The 24,442-nt window shown below is 71.7% G+C and carries 9 protein-coding genes; all 9 read right to left on the minus strand.

Annotated features, from left to right (window positions below):
• Positions 1-81 precede the first annotated feature (81 nt).
• The 9 genes from ABEA24_RS12530 to ABEA24_RS12570 all read right to left on the minus strand — a co-directional run bounded on the left by ABEA24_RS12530 (position 82) and on the right by ABEA24_RS12570 (position 24,378).
• A complete protein-coding gene (locus tag ABEA24_RS12530) occupies positions 82-3,234 on the minus strand; it encodes a family 78 glycoside hydrolase catalytic domain (protein WP_345430918.1) in 3,153 nt (1,050 codons plus the stop codon).
• A complete protein-coding gene (locus ABEA24_RS12535; RefSeq protein WP_345430919.1) occupies positions 3,231-5,732 on the minus strand; it encodes a glycoside hydrolase family 127 protein in 2,502 nt (833 codons plus the stop codon). Before ABEA24_RS12535 ends, ABEA24_RS12530 begins: the two co-directional genes overlap by 4 nt.
• A complete protein-coding gene (locus ABEA24_RS12540) occupies positions 5,729-7,780 on the minus strand; it encodes an alpha-L-rhamnosidase-related protein (protein ID WP_345430920.1) in 2,052 nt (683 codons plus the stop codon). The genes ABEA24_RS12535 and ABEA24_RS12540 overlap by 4 nt, the downstream gene beginning before the upstream one ends.
• Before the next feature lie 104 nt (positions 7,781-7,884).
• Positions 7,885-10,923, minus strand: a complete 3,039-nt coding sequence (locus ABEA24_RS12545; protein WP_345430921.1) for a glycosyl hydrolase — start codon at positions 10,921-10,923, stop codon at positions 7,885-7,887.
• Between the two features lie 67 nt (positions 10,924-10,990).
• Complete coding sequence (locus ABEA24_RS12550; RefSeq protein WP_345430922.1) at positions 10,991-13,381, minus strand: glycoside hydrolase family 3 C-terminal domain-containing protein; 2,391 nt, start codon at positions 13,379-13,381, stop codon at positions 10,991-10,993.
• Positions 13,382-13,643: 262 nt separating this feature from the next.
• A complete protein-coding gene (locus ABEA24_RS12555; RefSeq protein ID WP_345430923.1) occupies positions 13,644-17,579 on the minus strand; it encodes a family 78 glycoside hydrolase catalytic domain in 3,936 nt (1,311 codons plus the stop codon).
• 24 nt (positions 17,580-17,603) lie between these two features.
• Positions 17,604-19,670, minus strand: a complete 2,067-nt coding sequence (locus ABEA24_RS12560) for a family 43 glycosylhydrolase (protein ID WP_345430924.1) — start codon at positions 19,668-19,670, stop codon at positions 17,604-17,606.
• 43 nt (positions 19,671-19,713) lie between these two features.
• Positions 19,714-21,120, minus strand: a complete 1,407-nt coding sequence (locus ABEA24_RS12565; protein WP_345430925.1) for an L-fucose/L-arabinose isomerase family protein — start codon at positions 21,118-21,120, stop codon at positions 19,714-19,716.
• A gap of 69 nt (positions 21,121-21,189) precedes the next feature.
• Positions 21,190-24,378, minus strand: coding sequence for a family 78 glycoside hydrolase catalytic domain (locus ABEA24_RS12570; RefSeq protein ID WP_345430926.1), 3,189 nt, complete (start codon positions 24,376-24,378; stop codon positions 21,190-21,192).
• Between the last annotated feature and the right edge of the window lie 64 nt (positions 24,379-24,442).

Below are 24,442 nucleotides of genomic sequence, written 5' to 3' on the forward strand. Positions count from 1 at the left end.
AATCACGGCCGGGTCGGCCGCCGTGCTCTCCCACCCGGCGCCGCGTGCTCCCGCCCCCGGTGAGGCGGGAGCACGCGCCGGTCACTTCGACCGGAACGTCCACGTCCCGGAGCCGACCTGGCGCACCTCGCCGGAGCCGGGGACGTGCACCTCGGCGGCGCTGCCCGGCGGCACGGTGACCTTCAGCCGGATGCCGTCGTCCGTCTTGGTCCAGGCCGTACGGGCCTCGCCGTACGGCGTGCGGTAGGTGGCCGAAGCCTGGGTCAGGTCGCCGACGACGGCCGGGGCGATGAGCAGCCTGCGGTAGCCGACCGAGCCGGGGGCCTGCTGGATGCCGGCGAGCCGCCCGGTGAACCACGAGTCGATCGAGCCGAGCATGAAGTGGTCCTGCGACTGGCCGCTGCCGCCGTCCCAGCCCTCGCCGAGCGTGGTGTTGCCGTGCACGACCTGGTAGCCATAGCTGGGGCTGTCGGTCCGCGTCGCGATCTTGTAGATGACGTCGTCGGGCAGCACCCGGAACGCGCTGGGCAGTGAGATCTCGCCGAGCTGCAGGTGGTACCCGGCCGCCTCGACGCTGCCCACCAGGTGGTCGAGCAGGCGCTGCCGCTGGTCGGCCGGGACGGCGCCCATGTCGAGGGCGATCGCCTCGGCGCCCTGGCCGCCGCCGGCGAACGTGCCGCTCGCCGCGTCGTAGTACTTCTCGGACAGGGCCTTCGCGCTGGCGTCCGCCCTGGCCCGGTACGACGCTGCCTCGTCCGTCTTCCCGAGCGCACCGGCGATCTTGGACATGGTGTCGAGGACCCGCCAGTAGCCGTACGTCCCGGAGACGAACTTCGGGAACGTCCGGTCCGGTGTGATCCAGTCGCCGAGGCTGTAGTCGGTCAGCCCGTTCACCGCCCGGGCCTCCAGGTAGGAGGCGTACTTCCGCATCGCCGGGTAGTAGGCGCGCATGGTGTCGGCGTCGCCGTAGGTGAGGTACAGGTCCCACGGCACGACCACGAACGCGCCGCCCCAGTTCGGATCGTCGCGGTACGCCCCGGCCAGCACCGTGTAGTCCGGCACCGTGGACGGGATCAGACCGGTGTCGGTCTGCGCCTCGGCCATGTCCCGGACGACCTTGCGGAGCTGGGCCGCCATGTCGTAGTTGAAGGCCAGGCCGCCGAAGACGAGGTGGTCCTGTTCGAGCCAGCCGAGCTTCTCCCGGCTCGGGCAGTCGGTGAGGATGCTCTGCATGTTGTTCTCGACCGCCCGGCGGATCAGGGTGTGGATCCCGTCGAGGAGGTCGTTGGACGAGGAGAACGAACCGGCCGAGGGGTTGTCGGCGTGTAGCGCCAGGCCGCGGACGGAGACGGTCGCGCCGGCGGGCAGGCCGCGGACCTCGACGTAGCGGAGGGCGTGGTAGGCGAAGTGCGGGTGCCAGGTCTCGGCGCCGTCGGTCCGCGTCGTGTACTGATCCCAGATCGGCGCGCCGACGTTGCTGGTCAGCTGGTAGGCCCGGCCGTTATTGAGGCTCTCGGCCGGGTACATCCGCACGGTCGTCCCGGCGGGGGCCGTGATCGTCAGCTCGGGCCAGCCGGCGATGTTCCGGCCGAGGTCGAAGACCTGGTAGCCGTCGCCGGAGCCGACCTGCGTGCCCTGGAGGGTGTCCTGGACGCGGACCGGCTCCTCGAGGCGGCCCGCGAGGAGGGGGCGGGCCCCCGTTAGGGGGCTGGAATCAGCACGCCTGCCGCCAGGGCCGGGAACCGCGGTCGCCGACCCCCAGCCCGGCCGCTTCGCGCCGGGGCGGTCCCAGCCGGGCGGCTCACGGCGCGCGTCGAAGTCCTCTCCGCCGTACCAGTTGGAGAAGGTGGTGCCGCCGAGCGTGGTCTGCCAGTCGGCGCCGCTGACGATCCGGCGCACGCTGCCGTCGGCAAGGGTGACCTCGAGCTGGGCGATGAGCTCGGGGTCGCTCTGCGTGCCGCTGAACTTGCGGTACCGGTCGGCGGTGGAGATGACGTTGGCGGTGCCGTTGCCGAGCCGGACGCCGATCGCGTTCCGCCCGGACCGTAGCAGCCGCGTGACGTCGTACGTCGCGTACGGCACCTGGTCGGTGACGTCGGTGTTGCCCGGTTCGAGCACGGCGTCGCCGAGTCTGCGGCCGTTCACCCCGGCCTCGTAGACGCCGACGCCGCTGACGTACAGGCGGGCGGAGCGGATCCTGGACGGCAGCGCGAAGTCCTTGGCGAAGATCGGCATCGCCTCCGGGACCGGTGACGCCGGGGGCTCCTGGCCGGTCACGGTCTGCCGCGTCGTGAACGGCCCGGCGGCGGCGTCGGCCGTCGAGACGGAGTAGTCGACGGGCGCGTACGGGACCTTGTCGCCGGCCGCCGGGACGTCGGTGCGCGGGAACAGCAGCACCTGGTCGAACGCCTTGGCGGACTTCAGGTCGACGGTGAGCGTGATCGGCTTGGCGGAGACGTCGTCGGATGGGTACGCCGAGCTGGACCAGCCGGCGAGCTCCTGGTTCGTCGTCTCGGTCCCATCGGTCAGGTACCGCGGGAGCCACTTGTGGTTGACCTGGTTGCCGGTGTCGGAGCTGGTCACGGTGGTGTTGGCGGCCAGGTTCGTCCCGGAGGAGTCGCGGACCTCGATCTCGGCGAGCTGCAGCCGCCAGGTCTTGTCCGGGAGGTTCTCCACGAGCGGCAGGCCGAGCCTCGTCACGTTGAGCCGGGCGTACCGGGCGGTCGTCTCGGGCAGCTTCACCGCGATCGGGGTGGGCTGCTTCTCCTTGAACCGCCAGTCCGGATGGGTGATCCACTGACCGGACCAGTCGGACGCCAACGTCAGGCCGGTCTCGAACCAGGCCGGGTCGCTCCACTCCGACGCGCCGCCGGAGCCCGTCCACACGCGCACCCGCCAGTAGACGCGGGTGCGGCTGCCGAGCGCCTTCCCGGCGTAGTCGACGCGCTGGTCGGCGGCGGCGACCCGGCCGGTGTCCCACAGGTCGGGCCGGCCGAACCCGTTCGGGCTCGTCGCGGCCTGGATCTGGTACGCCGTCTGGGCGACGTTCTGCCCGGCATCACGAAGCCGCCAGGTCAGCGGCGGGGTCGTGTCCTCAACGCCGAGCGGTTCGGTCAGGTCGGCGGCGCGCAGGCCGGTGACGCCGGGGCGTTCACCGGCGTGCGCGGGCGCGGCGGTGCCGAACACCACGGCGAGCGCGGCGATCGGCGCGGCGAGCCGTCGTAGCGGACTCATGCGTTCCGTCCCTGGGCGTGCAGGGCCGCGACGTCGGCGGCGGTGAGGGCGTGGTTGTAGACGCGGAAGTCGTCGACCTGGCCGTGGAGGTAGGGGTGGGTGGGGTTCTGGGATCGGCCGAGGTAGTTCTGCGTGGTCGCGCCGAGCAGCAGCGGGCTCATGACGAGCGCGTCGTTGCGGCCGGACTCGGCGCCGTCGACGTACAGCACGCCCTTGCCGTCGGCGATGGTCACCGCGACGTGGCTCCAGGTGCCCGCCGGGATCGGGCCGGCGGCGTCGATGAAGTCCTCCCCGTCCATTCCGGCGATCTTCATGGCGAAGCGCGCCTTGCCCGTGCCGGTCCGTACGGCCAGGAACAGGTAGGTCATCTTGTGGAAGCCCAGGTCGAAGACGCGGGCGGAGTTGGCGAGCTCCTCTGGCCGCACCCAGGCGGCGATGGTCAGGGCGTCCAGGCCGCTGATCAAGCCGGGCGGCAGGGCGACGTGACCGTCCTTGCCGTCGAGCGCGACGGCGCCGTCGCCGGTCCAGGTCGCGCCGCCGGCGAGCGTCGCGGCGGGCCACATCCTGGTCGCGTCCGCCGCCGTCGTGCCGGTCCCCTCCCCGAAGGAGTAGCGGGCGATCAGGCGCGGCCGGGACCGGTCCGGCGGGGTCGCCCAGTACACCGTGTATCGCTGGTGCTGGATCTCCGAGAACGGCATGAGCGTGACGTCCGTGCCGTCCGCCGTCGCGGTGAAGCGCAGGGAATCCTCGGCTGCGCGCACGGAGCGCGGCTCGATCGCCGGGATCGTCTTCAGCGTCTGGCCGCCGTACCCGCCGGCCAGCACGACCGGGCCGTAGCTGACCGCCTGGACGTTCGGGTTGTCCGGGGCCTTCCGCCAGGTCAGCGCCATGGGCAGGGTGACCTCGACGGTGTCGCCGTCGCGCCAGCGCCGCTCGATCGTCACGTACGTGCCGGGCCGGGCCCGGCCCGCCTCGTGGCCGTTGATCCGGACGCGGGGATGGCGGGTCCAGCCGGGGATGCGGATCTTCATGGTGAACCGCGCGTCGCCGCGCACGGTCAGCCGTGTCGTGTCCTCCTGCGGGTAGCGGGTCTCCTGTCGGACGTGGATCCCGCGCTCCGCCCAGGTCACCTCCGAGGGGATGAACAGGTTGACGTACAGCGTGTGCCCGGTCTGGAAGTAGATGGAGTCGGCGAACTTCGTGTGCGTCTCCATGCCCGTGCCGTGGTCGCAGGAGAAGTTGGTGTAGTCGCTGCTGTAGCTGCCCGGGTCGGCGCCGAGACCGCCCTTGACCTGCCGCTGCGTGCCCGGCCACAGGCCGGTGTAGTACGTGCAGAACCCGTGGGCGGAGTCGGGGTCCTGCTCGCCGAGCAGCTGGTTGTACAGGGTCCACTCGTAATAGTCCATGTACGCCGGGCTCGGGCGGTGGAAGAACAGCAGCCGCGACAGCTTCAGCATGTTGTAGCTGTTGCAGTTCTCGCAGGTGTTCTCGCCGAGCTGGGAGACGATCTGGTCCGGCGGGCAGAACATCTCCGCGTTGCTGTTGCCGCCGATGGCATAGGTGTGGTGGCGGACGACGGTCTCCCAGAAGAACGCCGCGATGTCGAGGTAGCGCGGATCCCCGGTGGCCTCGTACTCCCGGACCGCACCCACGATCTTGGGGATCTGGGTGTTGGCGTGCAGGCCGGCCAGCTGGTCCTGCCGGTCGGCGAGCGGGCCGAAGACCGCCTCCTGGTCGAAGCGGCGGGCGGTGCGCAGGTGCGCGGGGTCGCGGGTCTGCAGGTAGAGGGCGGCGAGCACGTCGTTCATGCCGCCGAACTCCACGCCCAGCAGCGACTGCATCTGCTCGCTCGTCAGCTTGGACGTGCGCGCGTCGGCCCAGGCGGCCATGCCGAGCAGCACGTCGAGGGCCTGGCGGTTCCCGCTGAGCTGGTACTGGTCGAGCAGCCCCGCCATGATCTTGTGGAGGGTGTAGTACGGCGCCCACGGCCGACCGCCCGCCTCGAGCTGGTCGAAAACCTTTTCCTCGAAGGCCGACAGATAACCGGTCGTGTAGCCCGCTCCCGGCGCCGCGGCCTGGCACTTGGCCAGCTCGCCGACGATGTAGCGCGCCTTGGCCGCGTACGCGTCGTCGCCGGTGTTCGCGTGCGCCTGGGCGAGGGCGGACAGCAGGTGCCCGGTGGAGTGGCCGCGCAGCTGGACGTTCGGGGCCTCCCAGCCCCCGCAGGGCTGCACCGCCGACGACAGCCCGACGTTGAGCCGGAACGTGTGCAGCAGCCGGTCCGGGTCCACGAACGTCAGGTAGGAGCAGGTCCGCGCCATGTTGTCGCGGAACCTGCTCTCCAGCAGGGTGACGCCGCGCAGCGGGAACGGCGCCACGGCCGGACCCCCGCCGGTCGCGGCGACGGCCGCCCGCCCCGGCAGATCCAACAGGCCGGCGGCGGCCACCGCGCCGCCCGCGACGCCGAGGAACCCGCGTCGGCTGAACGATGTGCTCATCGCTCCCCCACTCGCTCGCTCGTGATCGTGTAGTGGCCCGCGCGCAGGCCCTCGAGGTAGACGTAGTCGCCGTCGGCGTGCGCGCCGTACGCCGTGGCACGCGTGCCGGTCCAGGCGAGCCGCCCGTTGACGAAGACCCGGACCTTGCCGCCGAAGGTCGGCACGCCCGCCCGGCCGGTCGTCCCGTGCGGCGCGGTCAGCCGCGCCCGGAACGCTCCGTGGTCGACGCGCCAGGAGGCGTCGACCGGCCCGTACTCGGTGGTGATTCGGCCCTCGGTGAAGGTCAGGTCCGCCGGGTGCGGGACGAAGTGGAAGGTACGGCCGCCCGGCGAGTCGGGTGCGACGCCGAGGACGTAGAAGCTCAGCGCCGGTGTCGGGCCGGTCGCCCAGCCGTGCGCGAGGCTGACGTACGTGCTGCAGAACACGCACGACTCCCCCGCCCGGTAGGACTCCCAGAAGGTGCTCTGCGTGCCGTGCGGGCTGGTCAGCATGTAGCCCCACTGACGCCGGATCAGGTCCACGCCGGCCTGGTCGGCGGCCGGGCCGCCGGCCGCGAAGTGCGCGTTGACCTCCATGGATCCGGAGAAGACGCCCGGGTTGCCCTTGTTCTCCGGCGCGGTGGAGCCGACGTCGTTCCAGTTGCCCTTGAGCGACGCGCTGATCCGGCGGGCCTTGTCCTGGCCGGCCAGGCCGTACCAGACCGCGAGGGCGTTGCCGTCCTGCGGGTGGATGGTCGAGTTCGGGTAGAACTTGTACGCCCCGGCGGCGTCGTCCCAGAAGTTCGCGTCGATGGCGGTGCGCAGCGCGGCCGCCCGGCTCGCGTACGACGCGGCGAGGGCCGTGTCCCCGCGCACGGTGGCCAGCTCCGCGCCAGTGCTGAGCACGCGCCACAGCAGGACGTTGGCGATGAGGTTCTCGCCCTTGGCGAGGATGCGCACCGAGTCGCCGGTACCGGTGATCGACAGCAGCCCGTTCGCGTCGACCTTCGCGGTGCTGTAGTCGACGCCGTGCTTGAAAGCGTCCCACACGCTCGCCAGCCACGCCGTGTCGCCGGTGTAGCGGTAGTAGTCGTAGGTCGCCGACAGGGTCCACAGGTGGTAGGTGTCGGAGCCGTACTTGTTCATCATCGGCCCGGAGTACGGCAGCTCACCGGTGTCCTTCTGGTGCTGGTACACCGTGGTGAGCGCGTTGCGCGCCGACACCGTGTCGCCGAAGGCGGCGTACGCGGCGGGGATCTCGATGCCCAGGTCGCCGGGCCACACGGTCCGGTCGCGCTTGGCGCCGTCCACGAGGATCGTGTCGCCCACTCCGACGTCGCCGGTGTTGTTCCAGAGCTCCGCGGGTGGCTCCCAGACCCGGCCGGTCTTGGGATCGATCGTGTTGAGCTGCATCGTGTACGCGCCCGCGTACCAGATGCGGTTGAGCAGCGGGTCGCTGGAGTAGAAGTGGTTCGCGTAGTCGGCCGGGTGCTTCATCGTCGGCGCGGGCGTGAAGTGCAGGGACACCCGGTCGAGGTCGACGCTCCCGGCGGACTCCAGGAAGACGGTCAGGTAGCGGAAGCCGCCGCGCAGGTACTGGGCGGGCATCGTGTAGGTCGTCGCGCCGTTCACGTCGACGTCGAGCACGCCGTCGCGGCTGCGGGGGCCGCCGGTCGAGGTGTCGGAGTTGGTCCCGACGTAGTCCGGGGACTCGTTGAACGCCAGGCCGACCCGCTGCGCCCCGTCGGAGGCGGCGAAGCGCAGCGTGACCAGTCCACTGACGTCCTTGCCGAAGTCGAGCGTGACGTACGAGCCGACACCGGTCAGGCGGGTGCGCCGGCCGGTGAGCACGGCGGACGGGTCGGTCACGGTGCCGTTCGTGTTGTAGACGGCGACGGGCCGTACGGTGCGGGTCCGGGGCGAGAGGTTGTAGGCGTCCCACGGCCGGGCCGCGGACCGGGACGGCGCGGGATTCGCGGTGGCGGGCGGGATGGACAGGACCGGCGCCACGAGGGCGGCGAGTCCTACGGCGGTGAGAGGGAGACGGTGACGTCGCTTCCAGGAGCTCATGCGACCTCGCATCAGAACAGGACAGGGCGGATAGAGGGACAGGACGTGGGTGGAGAACCGGACCGGCGCGGGGAGACGGAGGATCCCCGCGCCGGCCCGGCGGGTCAGCCGGCGATCGCCGCCTGCACGTACGGCACGAGGCGCACGGGGCCGAGCAGTCCGTACGCCTGGCGGGGCGCGCCGCCGTAGACCGAGGGGTCGGAGACGCGCAGCCGGTTGTTCAGGGTCGTCGCGACCTCCACCTCGATCGTGTTGGTGCCGTGCCGCAGGTACGGCCCGGCGTCGACGACCGGGTTGATCTGGTCGACCGCCGGCAGCCGCCGCCCGTTGATCGTGACCCGGCAGGTGTCGAAGACCTGGCCCAGCTGCAGGTACGCGCCGTGGGCGCGGGTCCAGGAGGCGGGCAGGTCGACCGTCGTGGTGTACCGGCCGATGCCCGAGACGTCCGCAAGCTCCGGGATGTCGGGCCAGGCCTTGAGCGCGTCGAGGGTCAGCCGGTGGGTCACCGTGGCCGTCTCGGTGGCGGACGCGCCCGGCTCCCGGCTCTCGACCTCCAGCTGCCACGTCCCCGGGACGATCGGCGCGGGGACGTCCGCGACCGTCGTCCGCACCGTCCGGCCGGTGGACAGCGTCGTGGCGTACGTCCCGGCCGCGATCGCGCGGATCACCAGGTCGCCGTCGGCGAACCGGGCCTCGGCGGCCTCGGTGCTCGTGACGTGCGCCCGCCCGCCGCCCGTGCCGAACCGGCCCGGCCGGGCCAGCGCGACGACGGTCGTCTCCCCCGGCTGGAGCGCCACGCGGACGGTGACCCGGTCGCCGTCCTCGGTGTAGGTCGCGATCCGCTCGGCCTCACCGGTCCACGGGTCGAGCGCGTACGGCACCGCGTCCTTCGCCGTGCGCGTGAACGACACGGCGTGGTCGATCGCGGCCACCGGCGGCTTCACCGTCTCGGCGTGCCGCCCGTTGCACAGGTAGTAGTAGTCGACGCCGTCGTCGTACCGGTGGGCGTTCAGCAGCGTGGAGCTCTGCGCGTACGTCACGTCCGGGGCGACACCGAGGTCGGCGAGCGCGGCGGGCACGTTCGCCTTGTCCGCGACGACCCGGACCTTCGGTTGCTTCACGAGCTCGGCGACCACCCCGCGCAGGCGTCCGTTCTCTGTTTCCACCCCCGTGGCTGCGCCCCACCACCCCCCTGCGTCGGAGCCGAGGCCCGGCACGGTCGGCGCGGACCAGTCGCCCAGCAGGACGATCGGCAGGCCCGCCTTCGCGTACCGCAGCAGCCGCTCGGCGGCGAAGACGGTGAGCGTGCACTCCGAGCCCGCGAAGAAGTCGCCCTCGACGAAGATCGCCTTGTAGCGCGGCCCGTCCGGGGCGAGGCGGCCGCCGGAGACGGTGGCGTTCGGCAGGGTCAGCAGCGGCTCGCTGATGAACTGGTGACTCCAGCCGAGCGGGACGCCGCTCGCGGTGAACCAGGACGCGCCGATGCCGGTCGCCGTGTATCCGGTCTGCCGGAAGATCGCGACGTCGGCGCGGGCCGTGCCGGACTGCAGCACCTGGTGGACGCGGCTCAGGTAGCCGGAGATGTCCTCGGCGTGCCGCCAGGTGGGCTGGCGCGGCCCCCAGGACTCGCTGTAGCCGATGGTGCCGTTGTACGGGGTGAAGGCGGCGAAGCCGGGCCACTTCACGCCCGGGGCGGTGGCATAGGAGAAGCCGTGGATGACCGCGCGGTTCAGCCCGGCGGCGTACGCCCCGCCGACCGTCAGCAGAAAGCGCTTCCACGTCGTGTTGTAGGCGCCCCCGTTGTACGCGCCGATCTCCCCGGACAGCACGGTCGTCCCGGCCATGTCCCGGCCGCCCGCGAGGCAGCGCCAGTCGTCGAGGTTCTTGAACCCGATCGACTCGCCCTCGGGGACGTCGAGGATCGCCGCGGATGCGATCGCGTCGGTCTGCAGGCCGTACGGCTGGGCGCGCAGGTCCAGGCCGATGGAGTGCGCCCACTTCTTCAGCGCGGTGACGTGGTGCTCGTTGAACAGCTGGGACACGACGTCCCAGAAGTCGTGGCGGACGTGCCGGGTCAGCGCGGCCTCGTAGGCGAAGACCTGGTTGCCGCTCTTCTGGACGATCGCCGGCAGGTACGGCAGCAGCGCGTAGCCCTTGCGCCGGGCGAACTCCGCGGGCAGGTCCGGCGTCCACGGCAGCGCCTTGGTCTCGATCTCGATGGAGTCCTCGAACAGCGTCGCGCCCGCCCGGCGGAGCAGGCGACGCACGTCCTGGGTGAGGATGTGGGACTCCCAGTAGTCGGTCACCGCCCGGGTGCCGGCCGCGCTGAAGTGGTCGACGACGTACGCCGCCGGGGCCGTGTGCGGGCCGGACTCGGGGGTCTGGCCGGAGCCGCGCTCCCAGTGGGCGATGACCACCCAGGAGCCGTCGGATGGAGCGGTCCAGCTCAGCCGCCCGTCGGCGACCGTGGCGGTCAGCTCCTGCACGGACGCGAGGTCCAGGCCGGTCTCCTTGCGCGTGGAGTTGGCGGTGTTGATCCGTGCGGCCTGCACGAGCAGGAGTCTCTGGGCGGTCACCGCCGCGGCGGGCGCGATCGCGGGCGCGGGCACCGGGCCGTCGTACGTCGCGCCGGCGGCGACGGTCGCCGAGCCGTACGCCAGTTCCTTGACCGCCGCCGGGCTGTCCGGCGTGATGGTCGGGACGGCGGCGGGCCAGGCCGGGCCGATCGTCAGGTCGATGGTCACGCCGCGCCGGCGGGCCTGGTCGAGCGCGGCCTCCACGGCGTCGACCCACGCGGGGCTGCCCCAGCCGTGGCCGGCGGCGTCCAGCACCGACTTGTCGGCGATGCTGTGGTGCACGGCGGCGATCTCCGCGCCGCCGAAGCCGGCGTCGGCGATCTGGTCGACCTCGCGCCGGATCTCGGCGGGGTCGACGTTGCCGTCAGGCCACCACCAGCGGAATTTCGGTGCCACGGCCGCGTCGGGCAGGGCGAACCGGCCGGCCGTGCCGGCACGGGCGACGGCCCCGAAGGGCGTACCCGAGACGACCGCCGCTCCCGCCGCGGCCGTCCCGGCCGTCAACAGGAAGCCGCGGCGCGTGAAGCCCGCTCCGCCCACGGCGTCGCTGGTGTCGCTGACTGGCATCGTTCCTCGCATTCAGGGGATCCGGTGGGGAGGGCGGACGCCGCCCTCCCCACCGGCAACCGGCGGGTTACCGGTTGTCGATCTTCACGGTGGTGCGGAGCGGGAGCTCGGCCGACGACGGCCCGGCCCACACGGCCCGGGCGCCGGTGCCGAGGCTCCAGCGGTGGTGGGTGGTGTCCCAGTACTGCAGCTGACGTTCACCGACGTGGATCCGGACCTGACGGGACTCGCCGGGACGCAGGGTGACCGTCGTGTAGCCGGCCAGCGCCCGGGCCGCCTGCGGCGCGGTGACGTCCGGGCTCGCGCCCAGGTAGACCTGTGGCACCGCGGTGCCCGCCCGGTGGCCGGTGTTGCGCACGGTCACGGTGACGTCGAGGCCGCCGTGGACGCGGTGGGCGGTGAGCCCGCCGTAGCCGAACGTCGTGTAGGACAGGCCGTACCCGAAGGGGAACAGCGGCTTGACGCCCTCCTTGTCGTACCAGCGGTAGCCGACCTCGACGCCCTCGGAGTACTGCTGCTCGCCGTTCACGCCGGGGAAGCGCTCCGGATGCCCGGCGACCGGGGTGTGGTCCTCGTCGGCCGGGAAGGTCTGGGTGAGCCTCCCGGTCGGGGCGGCGTCACCGAACAGCAGGGCCGTCGTGGCGGCGGCGCCCTCCTGGCCCGGGTACCACATGTCGAGGACGGCCCGGGTGCCGGACAGCCACGGCATCTTCACCGCGGAGCCGGTGTTGAGGACGACGATCGTGTTCGGGTTGGCCTTCGCGACCTCGGTGATCAGGTCGTTCTGGTAGCCGGGCAGGGCGAGGGAGGCGCGGTCGGCGCCCTCGGTGCCGTCGTCGTAGGCGAACACGACGGCGGTCTTCGCCTTCTTCGCCGCCGCGACCGCCGGCGGGATGAGCGCCCTGGCCTTGTCCGGGGTCACCCAGTCGACGCCCAGGTGCAGGTCCTTTCCGGCGTCGGCCTGGCCGAAGAGGGTGAAGGGGACGGTGCCGGCGGTCAGGTGGACCCACACGCCGCTCTGCCCGAAGAGGTTCCCGGAGAAGAGCGTCTGCCCGGCGACCTGGCCGAACGCCAGGCCGTTGTCCGCGGTGAGCGTGAGCCGGTAGTCGCCGGTGGAGGGCACGGTGAGCTTGCCGGAGTAGGAGGTGGTCTTGCCGGCCGGGACCGTCGCCGGCGGAGCCGGGGAGAACGCCGAGGCGGGGACCGGCGTTCCCGTCAGGTCGCCGCCGGACGCGTACGTCACCGTGGCGTCCTTGCCGGCGCGAGCGCGGATCGTGTCGATCGGCGCGGCCGCGTGGTCCGGGGTGACGTGGGAACTGCCGCCACCGGTCACCTTGGGGGTCTGGGCGGTCGGGCCGATCACGGCGACGTCCTTGGCCGCGCTCCCCGAAAGCGGCAGCGCGTTCCCGGTGTTGCGCAGCAGTACCGCGCCGCGCTCGGCGACGGACCGCGCGACCTGAGCCGCGCCGGCCGCGTCCCGCGACGGGCGGGACGGCGGGTGCTTGCGGAGCAGTCCGAAGCGCTCCATCTGGCCGAGGATCCGCTTGACCGCGCCGTCGAGCGCCGACTCGGGGATGGTGCCCTTCTGGATCGCCGTCTTCAGCGCGTCACCGAGGTAGGTGCCGCTCGGCATCTCCTGGTCGAGCCCCTTGGTGATGGCGTCGGTGCTGTGGGTGGCGCCCCAGTCGGACATCACCCAGCCGCCGAAGCCCCACTGCTCCTTGAGGATGGTGTTGAGCAGCTCGGCGTTCCCGCAGGCGGGGTCGCCGTTCACCTTGTTGTAGGAGCACATGACCGCGCCGGCGCCCGCGTCGACGGCCGCCTGGAAGCCGGGCAGCTCGATCTGGCGCATCGTCTGCTCGTCGACCTTGACGTCGACGGTCTGCCGGTCGGTCTCCTGGTTGTTCTCCGCGTAGTGCTTCACCGTCGCGATCAGGCCCTGCGACTGGATGCCGCGGACCTCGGCGGCGACGGTGCGGGAGGACACGAGCGGGTCCTCGCTGAACGTCTCGAAGTTACGGCCGCCGTACGGGACACGGATCGTGTTGACCATCGGTGACAGCAGGACGTCCTGGCCGAGCGCCCGCCCGTCGCGGCCGATGACCGCGCCGTACCGCAGGGCGAGCGCCGGGTCGAACGCCGACGCCAGCGCGACCGGCGCGGGCATCGCGGTGGCGTGCTCGCGCACCCGCACGCCGGCGGGCCCGTCGGTCAGGCGAAGCTCCGGGATGCCGAGCCTCGGGACCCCGGGGATGTAGCCGGCCTCGCCCAGGTCCTTCGGGTCGGTCGCGCCGTGCACGAACGAGAGCTTCTCGTCGAGCGTCATCTTGGCGATGAGCCCGTCCACGTGCGACCGCGGCGCGGTCGTCGCCGCCGCGGTGCCGCCCGCGGCGACCGCGGGCAGCAGGGCGAAGACCGCCGCCGCCACGACGGCGCGGCCTCTGCCGAATCTCCTCATGCGTGCCTCCTTCGTGCCGAGCCGGGGACCGCGAAAAGCGCGGTATCCGCGGCTCGATCACCCGGTTACTGGGGTCGTCCTAGTCGCCGACGACGCAGGTCATCGGCGACATCGAACGCGCGGTCGACAGTACGGGGCGATTTCACCGAAAAGAAGAGGGAATGGCTACATTTCCAGGAAGTGGACAATAAGGCGGATATTTGAAGTTATTAGTCATGATTTTTGTCCTTTCGCTGAATTAAATGCCCGCGGCCGCTGGAGCTCAGGAGGCGTAGCCCTCGAGCTCGATCACCCGGCTGTACTTGTGGTCGTTCGAGTCGCGGACGACGACGCGCAGCGCGGAGGCCTGGACCGGATCGAAGGTGCGCTCGACTATCCCGGCGACGCTGCCGCGCACGCTGGACACCGTCTGCCAGGTGTCGCCGACGCGCGCCTCGATGTCGAAGTCCCGGATTCCGGTCTTCGCGGCGGACGACTTGCTGCTGTTCAGCGTGAAGACGCGTATCCGGCCGAGCGTGACCGGCGCGTCCCAGGTCGCGGTGAGCGTGTCGGGCCACTCGGCGGCGGTGTCGTCGTTCCAGCCGCCGACGCCGTTCAGCCAGACCTCCGAGTCCGTCCCGCCGTCATTGGTCCAGGCCGGGTCGGAGCCGCTGTGGGTGCTGGAGGCCGTCATCGTGGCGAGGCGGACGAGGTTCCCGGTCACCGCGACCGGCGCGGACGCGCTGTCGTCGCCGACGGCGAGCGTCACCGTCCCCGACGTGGCGTTCGCGTCCTCCTGCTTCAGCGCGACCGGGATCTCGGCCGAGCCGTGCGCCGGGACGCGTACCGGCGCGCCGGACACCGTCGCCGCGAAGCCGGACGACGCCGTGGCCCGCGGCCGTACGGTGACCGCGTCGTCCTCCAGGTTGGTCATCCGGAACCGCGCGGACGCCGGGTGACCGGCCACGACCGGGACGTTCACGCCGAAGGACGGCTCGACGGCCAGCTGCGTCCGGTCGGGGGCGGCGGCGGACGCGGTGGTCACCGTGAACGACCAGTGACCGGAGCCGACCTCGTAGACGCCGTAGCCGTTCTGCGCGCCGATCGACGTCGCGCCGGCGGGCGCGGCCACCCGGTCGCCACCGAGCAGCGGCACCTCGACGCGCGCCGGGGCGCCCGGCGGGACCGTCACGTCGAGCCGCAGCGTGCGGCCGTCGCGCCGCCAGGAGCTGGCGACCTCGCCGCGCGGCGTCTCGTACGTGCCGCTCGCGTGGGTCAGGTCGCCGACGACCGCCGGGCGGATCACCAGGTTCGTGTAGCCGGCTCCGCCGTCGGCCTGCCGGATTCCGGCGAGGCCGGCGTTGAACCACTCGTCGATCGCGCCGAGCATGAAGTGGTCCTGGGAGCCGTAGCCGGTCGGGCCGTCCCAGTACTCCGTCAGCGTGGTCGCGCCGTGCACGACCTGGTATCCGTAACTGGGCGCGGTGACCTGCTGCGCGACCTTGAGCAGTACGTCGTCCCGGCCCGCCGCCGACAGCACCCGGAACACCGACGGCAGCGCGATCTCCCCGACGGTGAGGTGGTAGCCCTTCGCCTCGATGCCCTTGACGAGATGGTCGGTGACGGCCTGCCGCTGGTCGGCGGGCACGACGCCCAAGTCCAGGGCGAACGCGTCGCTCGCCTGGCTGCCCGAGCCGTACTTGCCGTCCTTGAGGTACTTCGCGTTGAACGCCGCGCCGATCTTCTGCGCCGCGCTCTCGTACCCGGAGGCGTCCTCGCCGAGCAGTTTGGCGATCTTCGCGAGGGCGACGGCGTCCCGGTAGTAGCCGTAGCTCGCCGCGAGCCCGACGGGCGTGGAGGAGTCGGTGGTGGCCCAGTCGCCGTAGCCGTAGTCGAGCAGGTTCCCGCTCGCCTTCGACGTCAGGTAGTCGAAGTACCTCCGCATAGCAGGGAAGTAGGTGCGCAGCGTCTCGGCGTCGCCGTACGACTGGTAGTGCTGCCAGGCCGACAGGATGATGGCGCTGCCCCAGTTCGGGTCGTCGCGGGCCGCTCCGCTGAACACGACGTACTCGGGGGCGATGTCGGGCACGTGCCCGTCCGGCAGCTGTGCCTCGGCGACGTTCTGCAGGAAGTCGCGGTAGTACGCCTCGACGTCGAAGTCACGGGCGACGGAGCCCTGCACCAGGTGGGTCTGCTCGAGCCAGCCGAGCTTCTCCCGGTCCGGGCAGTCGGTGAGGATGCTGAACATGTTGCCCGCGATCGACGCCTGAACGATCCGGTGGATGTCGTTCAGCAGCAGGTCGGAGCTCGCGAACGTGCCCGCCGTCGCGTTGCCGGCCCGCAGCACGATCGCCTCGGCCGTGTCCTTGTCCGGCGCCGACGGCAGGCCGGTCACCTGGAGGTACCGGAATCCGTGGTAGACGAACCGCGGATGCCAGGTCTCGTCGCCGTTCCCGGAGAAGGTGTAGTGGTCCTCGACCGGCGGCTGCCGGCTGCCGCCGGCGATCATGGTGCCCTGGTCGACGAGGCCGTCGTCACCGAGCCGCTCCCCCGGCTTGACGGTGATGGTCGTGCCGCGCGGGCCGCTGAGGTGCAGCACCGGCCAGCCGGAGACGTTCGAGCCCAGATCGAAGACGTACGTGCCGGACTCCGGCCGGGTGATCCGCACGGTGTGCTCGCGGCCGACCGGGACGATCGGCGGGGACATCCGCGCGGCGACGGCGATGCCCGGGTCGGCGGTCTCCGCAGCGGTCTTCCAGCCGCTCAGGTCCGCGCCGGGCCGGTCCCAGCCCGGCTGGTCGCGCCGTGCGTCCTCGTCCTCGCCGCCGTACCACTGCGAGAACGTCGTCGGGCCCAGGTCGGTGCGCCAGGAGCCGTCGGTGGCGATCCGCCGCGTCGTGCCGTCCTTCAGCGTGACCTCGAGCTGGGCGAGCAGACGCGGCGGGCCCTGCGCGCCGACGTACTTGGTGTACCGGTCGGCGGTGGGGGCGACGTTGTAGGTGCCGTTGCCGAGCCGGACGCCGATGGCGTTGCCGCCCTTGCGAAGCAGCCTCGTGACGTCGTAGGTGGAGTAGACGACGCGCTTGCGGTAGTCGGTGTTCGGCGGCTCGAGCACCGCGGCGCTGACCGGCCGGCCGTTGACGGTGGCGTCGTAGATGCCGAGCGCGGTGACGTAGAGGCGGGCGCTGCGCACGCCGTTCTCCAGGTCGAACTGCCGGGCCAGCAGCGGCAGCGGCGGGAAGTCCGTGTGGTACGCGGGCGGCGGCTCCTGGCCGGTGACCGTCGCGGCGGTGGCGAGGTTCGCGGCGTCGTTCCCGGTCTGCACGGTGAAGTCGACGGGGAAGTTCGGGGTCTTCTCGTCGTCGGTCATCACGTCGGTGCGCGGGTAGAGCACGACCTGGTCGAAGTGCCGGCTCTGCCCGAGGTCCAGCTGCAGCCAGATGTGGTGACCCGGGTCCTGGGACTTGTACGAGGGGCTGGTGTAGCCGTACGGCGCCTGCTCTGTCGTGAGCGACCCGTCGGTGACGTACGCCGGTTGCCACTTGCCGGGGTAGTTGCCGATCTCGGAGGCGGTGACGGCGGCGCCCTTGGCCACGTCCTCGTCCGGGTGTGCGGAGTCGGCGACGACGATCTCGGCGAGCTGCAGCCGGGAGACGAGCGAACTCCCCTCGGTGATGGGCAGCCCGAGCTTCGTCACGTCGACCCGGACGTAGCGGGCGTCCTGCGCCGGGACCTTGACCGTGACCGGAGTGGGCTTGTGGTTCACCCACCGGTCGTCGCCGATCCACTTCGCCGACCAGTCGGCCGTGGCGAGCAGGCCCATCTCCCACCAGGCGGCGCGGCTCCACGAGGACGCGTGACCCGCGCCGTCCCAGACCCGCACGCGCCACCAGACCCGTTGCCGGGACTTCAGCGCCGTGCCCTTGTAGACGGCGCTGACCGCCGTCGAGGCGACTCTGCCGGAGTCCCACAGATCGGGGTGGTCCAGCCGGTCCGGGTCGGAGGCGGCCTGCACCTGGTAGGTGGCCTGCGCCTCGTTCGGGCCGGTCGCGGTGGGCTTCCAGCTCAGCGTGGGCGTGGTGTCGTCGATGCCCAGCGCCGTGTCCAGCGCGTCGGTGCGCAGGCCGGTGACGCCCAGCCGGCCGGTGTCCGCGTGTGCGGGCAGGCCCGGGGTCAGGGCCAGCGCGACCGCGGTCGCGCAGGCCGGGATGAACCTCATGGGGCTCCTCGTCTCCTGGTGCTGTCAGCGCTCGACGGAGGTGTGGAACTTCAGGTCCCGGGCGGGTTCGGGGGCGAAGTCCACGCCGCCGTCGGTGCTGGTGGCGGAGGCACCGCCGGAGTAGGGGTTCTGGTCGTTGAAAGCGACGCCGTAGCAGCCGGTGGCGGCCGACGTGCCGAGGCGAAGGGCGTACTCGGCGCCGCGCCGCACCCGGACGCCCGGTTTCAGGGTCAGGTCGCGGGCGGACCAGCCGACCGTGCTCGCCGGCACCGACGCCGACCACACCGTCGTGCCGGTGCGCCGGTCGACGAGCCGCACGTCGAGCGGGTCGGACGGCGGCGTCCGGAGGACCCGGCCGGTCTCGGTGCCGTCCTTGAAGACGGTCACGGCGAGCGAGGTGAGCCGGCCGGTGCGCCCGGCCGTGAAGCCCTGCTCACGCCGGGTGGACCCGGCGATGTCGCAGGTGGTGCGGAAGCCCGTCACGCCGCTGGTCTGGTCGAGCGCCCGGATCGGCCGCTGCCGCCCGAGGTGCCCCGGATCGAGGTGGATCCGCGAGTTCGCGCAGGTCAGCGGATTGATCGCGCCATCCGCACCGAACGAGAGCGGCTGCCAGTAGTAGTTGGCCAGCGCCTCGTTGGTGTGGAAGTCCCACAGGTCACTGAAGTACAGGTAGGTCGGGGCGCCGTGGCGGGAGGGCAGCGTCGCGACCTGCGCGGGCTGGCCTCCGCAGGAGTTGTCACTGATCTTGATGCCGCTGGTGGGGACGACCCACCGGGAGAAGTCGCCGGAGAAGTCGTCCGACAGCAGCGTCCGGCCGTCCGCCGAGGTGACCGTGGCGTTGTCGAATCGGGCGGACTCGAGGTTGGCGCCGTTCCACTCGCGGAAGCCGACCTTGCCGGTGGCGTACGTGGTGTCGGTGTAGGTGTCCACCTGCACGCCGTCGATCGATGTGGTCAGCGTCGAACCGGCCGCCGTCACGGAGACGTGGTGCCACTCCCCCGCGACGATCGGCTTGTTCAGCGTCACGGCGTGGCTCGCCGTGGTGGCCCCGGCCCGGCGCAGCACGCTCAGCTTCCCGTTCGCCGTCCCGGAACCGGTCAACAGGAACAGGTAGCCGTAGTCGTCGCGGTTCATCCGCACCGAGAACCCGGCCTGCGCCGACGTGCCCGAGGTGGTGGGCAGCGGCGCGACGTCGAAGGAGAAGGTGTAGTCGCTCCAGTCCTCGCCCTGCTGGGACAGCCCGTACAGCCCGCCGCGCACGGTCAGCGCGCCGTCCTCGGCCGTCCACGCGTCCCGCCCGCGCCACGGGCCGAGCGGGCTCTTCGCGGTCAGGTAGGCGGTGCCGGTGCCGGTGCAGTACCCGCAGTTCGGGTCCGACATCGTCAGGTAGTACGTGCCGTCCCGCTTGAAGATCGACGGCGCCTCCACGCGGGTGACGCCGGTGATGTCGTACGGTCCGGCGGCGCGCAGGTAGTCGGCGGTCAGCTGGATGACCGCGATGTGCCAGCCGGCGTTGCTGCAGGTGAGGTAGCCCGTCCCGTCGTCGTCGACGAACACGGCGAGGTCGGCGGTGCAGTGCGTCTGGTCCGGCAGGTCGGGCACGGGCTGCTCGGTGAAGGGCCCGGTAGGCGTGCGGCTCGTGTAGACCCGGAACTTGTCGGCGGCGTCCTGGTCGTTGACCCACATGACGTACCTGCGGGTCGCCCTGTTGTAGACGACGTGCGGGCGGAAGCAGTACCGGCACGAGCGGGGCGCCACGACGTGCCCGCGGTCGGTCCAGTGCGCCAGGTCGGGCGACGAGTAGACCTTGAAACCGCAGAACGTGTCGTTGTTCTGCCACTGGTAGCCGCAGTCGTAGCTGGTGCCGTACAGGTAGTACGTGCCGCCGAACCGCTCGATCGCGCCGTCGTGCGCGTCCACCGCGTTGCCGTCGGTGTCGAACCGCACCACCTGGTTCCCGGCCGCGTCGAAACTGGTCAGGTCCGTGTCGACCGCGGCCCCGGCGGGCGCCGTGAGGATCAGCAGCCCGCCCACGGCCATGGTCAGCGCGAGCACGAGGCGAATCGCGCGCATGCCGAAGAAACTCGCCACACCGTCTCCTATGCGTGAGTCCCCCGACCCGAAAAAGAACTGCCTAGGCGCGTACGTCGATCAGTTCCACCTCCAGGAGGTCCGCGAGGGCGCGCAGGTCGGCGATCCGGTGGCCGGTGCCGAGGGCCCAGTGGTGGGAGATGCCCGTGGCGCTCCAGGCGTCGGTCCACTCCCCCGGGTCGCAGCCGAAGTCGACGCGCGAGGTGGTGTTGCCGATCTGCAGCAGCGGCCCGTCGACGACCTCGCCCTCGGAGGCGACGAACGCGAACCGTCCGTCCCGTCCCTGGCGGATGCCGAACGCCGTGACCGGGCCGTGCTTGACGTCGAACTCGACCGACACGCCCCAGCCGCGCTTGCCGTGGTAGACGCCCAGGCCGCGCAGCAGCGGCTTGGAATCGCTGATGGCCAGGTGCGCCGGGCCGTCGTGGCCCATCTCGACGTGGCCCCGCTGGAAGTCCAGCGCCTGCAGCTCGGTGAAGGAGCCGCCCGCGCCGAGCCGGTCCATGATCAGCATGGCGAGGGAGGTCCGCAGCTCGTACTCGCCCGCGGCCGGAACGCCGCGCGCGGTCAGCAGCGACGCCCCGAGGATCATGCCCGCGCCGAGGCGTTCGTGGATCTCGCCGTCCAGGCCCCGGTGGTAGTAGGCGAGGCTGTCCAGCTCGAAGTCCTCGACGAGCCGGTCGAGGCCGACCGCGACGCGCGCGGCCCAGGAGAAGTCCTCGTCGTTGACCGAATCGGCCAGCTCGAAGATCTCCGCGGCCTCCTTCTTCTTGGCCTCGGCCTCGGCGTCGGTGACCTTCTCCACGCGGACCCGCAGGTCGTCGAACTCCAGCACCTCCATGTGGCCGCCGAAGTTGGCCGGCACCAGGGTCAGGTCGGTGGAGACGTCGAGCATGCCCGGGTACAGGTGGCCCATGAGGCCGTGCCGTCCCCGGCGCAGCGCCGCCCGTACGCCCGCGGCCCGCACCCAGCGGCCGATCTTCGCCCAGGCCCGCTCGTCCTCGACGTAGCCCGACACCGAGCGGAACGGGATGCCGCAGCGCTGGAACGCGTTGGCCATCTCGGGCAGCGGGCAGGCGCCGCAGTAGGCCAGCCACTGGCCGGTGTCGAAGGTCGCGTGGTCCATCGACTCGGTCGGCTGCAGGTTGATCAGCAGCACGGGGGCGCCGCTGCGCTGGGCGATCGGCACCAGCATCGTCGCGGTCATGTACGTCGTCAGGAACCCCACGATGAGGTCGCAGCCCGCGACGCGCAGCTTCTCCGCGGCGGCGGCGCCCTCCTGGGCGTCGGAGATGAAGCCGACGTCCACGACGTCCGCCCCGAGTTCGCGCATCCGCTCGGACACACGTTCGGCGGACCGCTTGAGCTGCGGCAGCAGGTCGGGGAACTGCGGCCAGTACGCGCCGAGCCCGCCCGCGACGAGGCCTACGCGGACCTTCGTGTCGGTCATCTCATCCTCCATGCGATCTGGTGACGGCGGGCCCGCGGCGGCCGGTGCCGCGAGCCCGCCGTCGGTCTCTCAGGCTCGGGTGCTGAAGTGCCAGCGGCCCGAGCCGACGGTGAACACGGCGTTGCCGTCCTGCATGCGCACGAACCGTGCGCCGTCCTGGGTGACCTGATTCGCGCTTCCGGCCGGCACCCACACCTCCGCGGTCGTGTTGACCGGGACGGTGGCGTCGAGGGTGAACCGGTCTCCGGAGACCGACCAGCGGCTCACGATCTCGCCGTAGTCGGACCGGTAGGTCGCCGACGCCCTGGTCAGGGATCCGCCGGGCCTCGGGTGGATGACGACGCTCCGGTAACCGGGCGACGCCGGGGCGATGCCGGCGATGTTCTGGTAGATCCAGTCGCCGACCGAGCCGAGCCCGTAGTGGTTGAAGGAGTTCATGCCGGGGTCGTTGAACGTGCCGTCCGGCTTGATGCCGTCCCAGCGCTCCCAGATGGTGGTCGCGCCCTTGTCGATCTCGTAGCCCCACGACGGGAACGTCTTCTGCTCCAGCAGCCGGTACGCCACGTCGGTGTGCCCGGTACGGGTCAGCGTCGGCAGCAGCTCACCGGTGCCGAGGAACCCGGTCGTGAGGTGCCCGCCGTGGGCGTCGATGTTCGCGACCAGCTTGTCGGCGGCGGGCTTGACCTGGCCGTCCGGCAGAAGGTTGCCGGCGAGTGCCAGGACGTAGGCGGTCTGGCTGCCGCCGCCGACGGTGCCGTCGGACTTGACGTACTTCGCGTCGAACGCGTCCCGGATCTGCCCCCACAGCGTGCGGTAGGAGGCCGCGGCGGCGTGGTCGCCGATCGCGTCCGCCATCTGCGCGACCAGGTCGGTCGAGTGCGCGAAGTACGCGGTGCCGATCAGGTCGAGCGGGGTGTCGTCGCCGACGTTGAGCCAGTCGCCGTACCCCTGGGCGGGCCGGATCAACCCGGTGCTGTGCGCCTTCAGGTAGTCGATCCACTTCGTCATCGCCGGGTAGCGATCGCGCACGACCTGCAGGTCGCCGTAGCGCTGCCAGAGGGTGAACGGAATGATCACGCCCGCGTCGCCCCAGCCCGCCGTGCCCGAGCCCCCCGCGACGGCCGGGGCCACGTCGGTGAACGCGCCGTCGGCGGTCTGGCCGTCGGCCAGGTCGGTGGTGAACTTGGCGAGGAAGCCGTCGGCGTCCATGTTGAACGTCGAAGTCGGCGCGAACGCGGCGATGTCGCCCGTCCAGCCGAGCCGCTCGTCGCGCTGCGGGCAGTCGGTCGGGACGCTGAAGAAGTTGCCCTTCTGACCCCACACGATGTTGTGCTGGATCTGGTTCACCAGCGGGTCGGAGGTGGTCAGCGTGCCGTTGGCGGGAGCGTCGGCGTGCGCGACGACGCCGGCGACGGCGTCCAGGCTCGGCGTGCCCGGATAGCCCGTGACCTCGACGTACTGGTAGCCGCGATAGGTGAAGCGCGGCTCGTACGTCTCGGTGCCGTTGCCCTTGAGCGTGTAGCGGTCGGTGTCGACGGCGCCGCGCAGGTTCGCGGTGTAGAGCGTGCCGTCCGGGTTCAGCACCTCGCCGTTCCGCAGGGTCACGGTCGTACCGGCCGAGCCGGAGACCGTCAGGCGGTTCCAGCCGACCATGTTCTGGCCGAGGTCGAAGATGAACACGCCCGGCTTGGGCTCGGTCCGCTTCACCGGGTGCAGCACCGTGTCCTGCCGCACCGGAGGACCGGCCTGGGCGACGAGGTTCGGCCGTACGGTGGTGTTGACCTTGACCGGCTGCCAGGCGTGGTCGTCGAATCCGGCGCTGTCCCAGCCGTCCTGCTCGTTCCGGGCGTCATAGGTCTCGCCGGCGTAGATGTCGGACGAGGCCAGCGGACTGGCGGCCGCCTTCCAGGAGTCGTCGGTCCCGATGGTCTGCGAGGTGCCGTCGGTGAAGTCCACGCGGAGCTGGGCGAGGAACCACGGCTGCTGCCCGTAGATGTGCGAACCGGCGAAGCCAATGTTCCCGGAGTACCAGCCGGGCGCAAGCAGCGCCCCGATCGCGTTGTTCCCGCGGTGCAGCATCGTGGTCACGTCGTAGGCCTGGTACTGGACGCGCTTGTTGTAGTCCGTCCAGCCCGGGGTGAAGTCGTCGTCGCCGACCCGGCGGCCGTTGAGGTGCGCCTCGTACAGACCGAGCGAGGTGACGTACAGGCGGGCCGCCGCGACCGGCTTGGCGAGCTGGAACCCGTGCCGTAGGTATGGTACCGGCGGCGACGGCTGGACGACCTGGCTCCCCCACGGGCCCGAGCCGTACGCGGCGGCGTCCTTGGCCGCGGGCCAGGAGGAGTCGTCGAAGCCCGGCTTCTCCCAGCCGTCCGGCACGGTCTGCGCGGCCTTGAACGAGCCGTCGGTGACGACGTCGATCGGGTCCGCGCCGGAGCGTTCGACGTGCAGCCGCCCGACGATGCCCGCGGGGCTCACCGAGGTGTTCACCGCCTGGATCGCGATGGTGTTGGCGCCCGGATGCAGGACGGAGGTGAGGTCCGCGAGCTGTCCCTGCTTCCAGCTGTCCGTGACCTGCGGCGACGACGCGACACGCGCGCCGTTGACGTACAGGGTGAAGCCGTCGTCCGCGGTCAGGGTGAGCAACGCCTTGCTGATCGACGCGGAGCCCAGGTCGACGGTGCGGCGGAAGTACCGGGTCGAGGCGGGCTCGCTGGACGCCGGGTCGCCCTCCGGGTACCAGATCCAGCGGGCGCCGGTCAGGCTCGGCGTCGTGTCCGGACTGCCGATCCAGTTGGCCGTCCAGTCCTGCTGGGCCAGGCCGGTCTCGAAGAGCGACGTCCTGCTCCAGCCCGAGGGCCTGCCCTGGGCGTCCCAGACGCGGACCTGCCAGTAGTACCGGTGGCCGGACCGCAGCGCGGGGCCGCCGTAGGACACGTCCACGGACTGGCCGCTCGCGACGCGGCCGCTGTCCCAGACGTCGGCCGCGCGTGCCTTGGTGCCGACGGCCACCTCGTACGCGGTCTGGGACTGGCCGCGCGCGGTGGAGTCCAGCCGCCAGCCGAGGCGGGGCTTGGCGGCGTCGATGCCGATCGGGTTCGTCTCGCGTTCGGTCGTCGTCGCCGTCACCCGTACGGGCGAGGACGCCCCTCGGGCGAAGGCGGGCACGGCACCGACGACGGTCGTGGTCATGAGGGTCGCGGTGAGGGCGGACAGGATGGACAGTGGTCGTCGGCGGAACCTTGGTACGCGTCGCATTCTCGGGCTCCCTTTCTGGGATCCAGCGGAAGGACAACCCCGATGTGGCGGGCGGCCGGGGCCG

It is taken from the genome of Actinoallomurus vinaceus, assembly GCF_039542055.1.
Taxonomy (GTDB): Bacteria; Actinomycetota; Actinomycetes; order Streptosporangiales; family Streptosporangiaceae; genus Actinoallomurus; species Actinoallomurus vinaceus.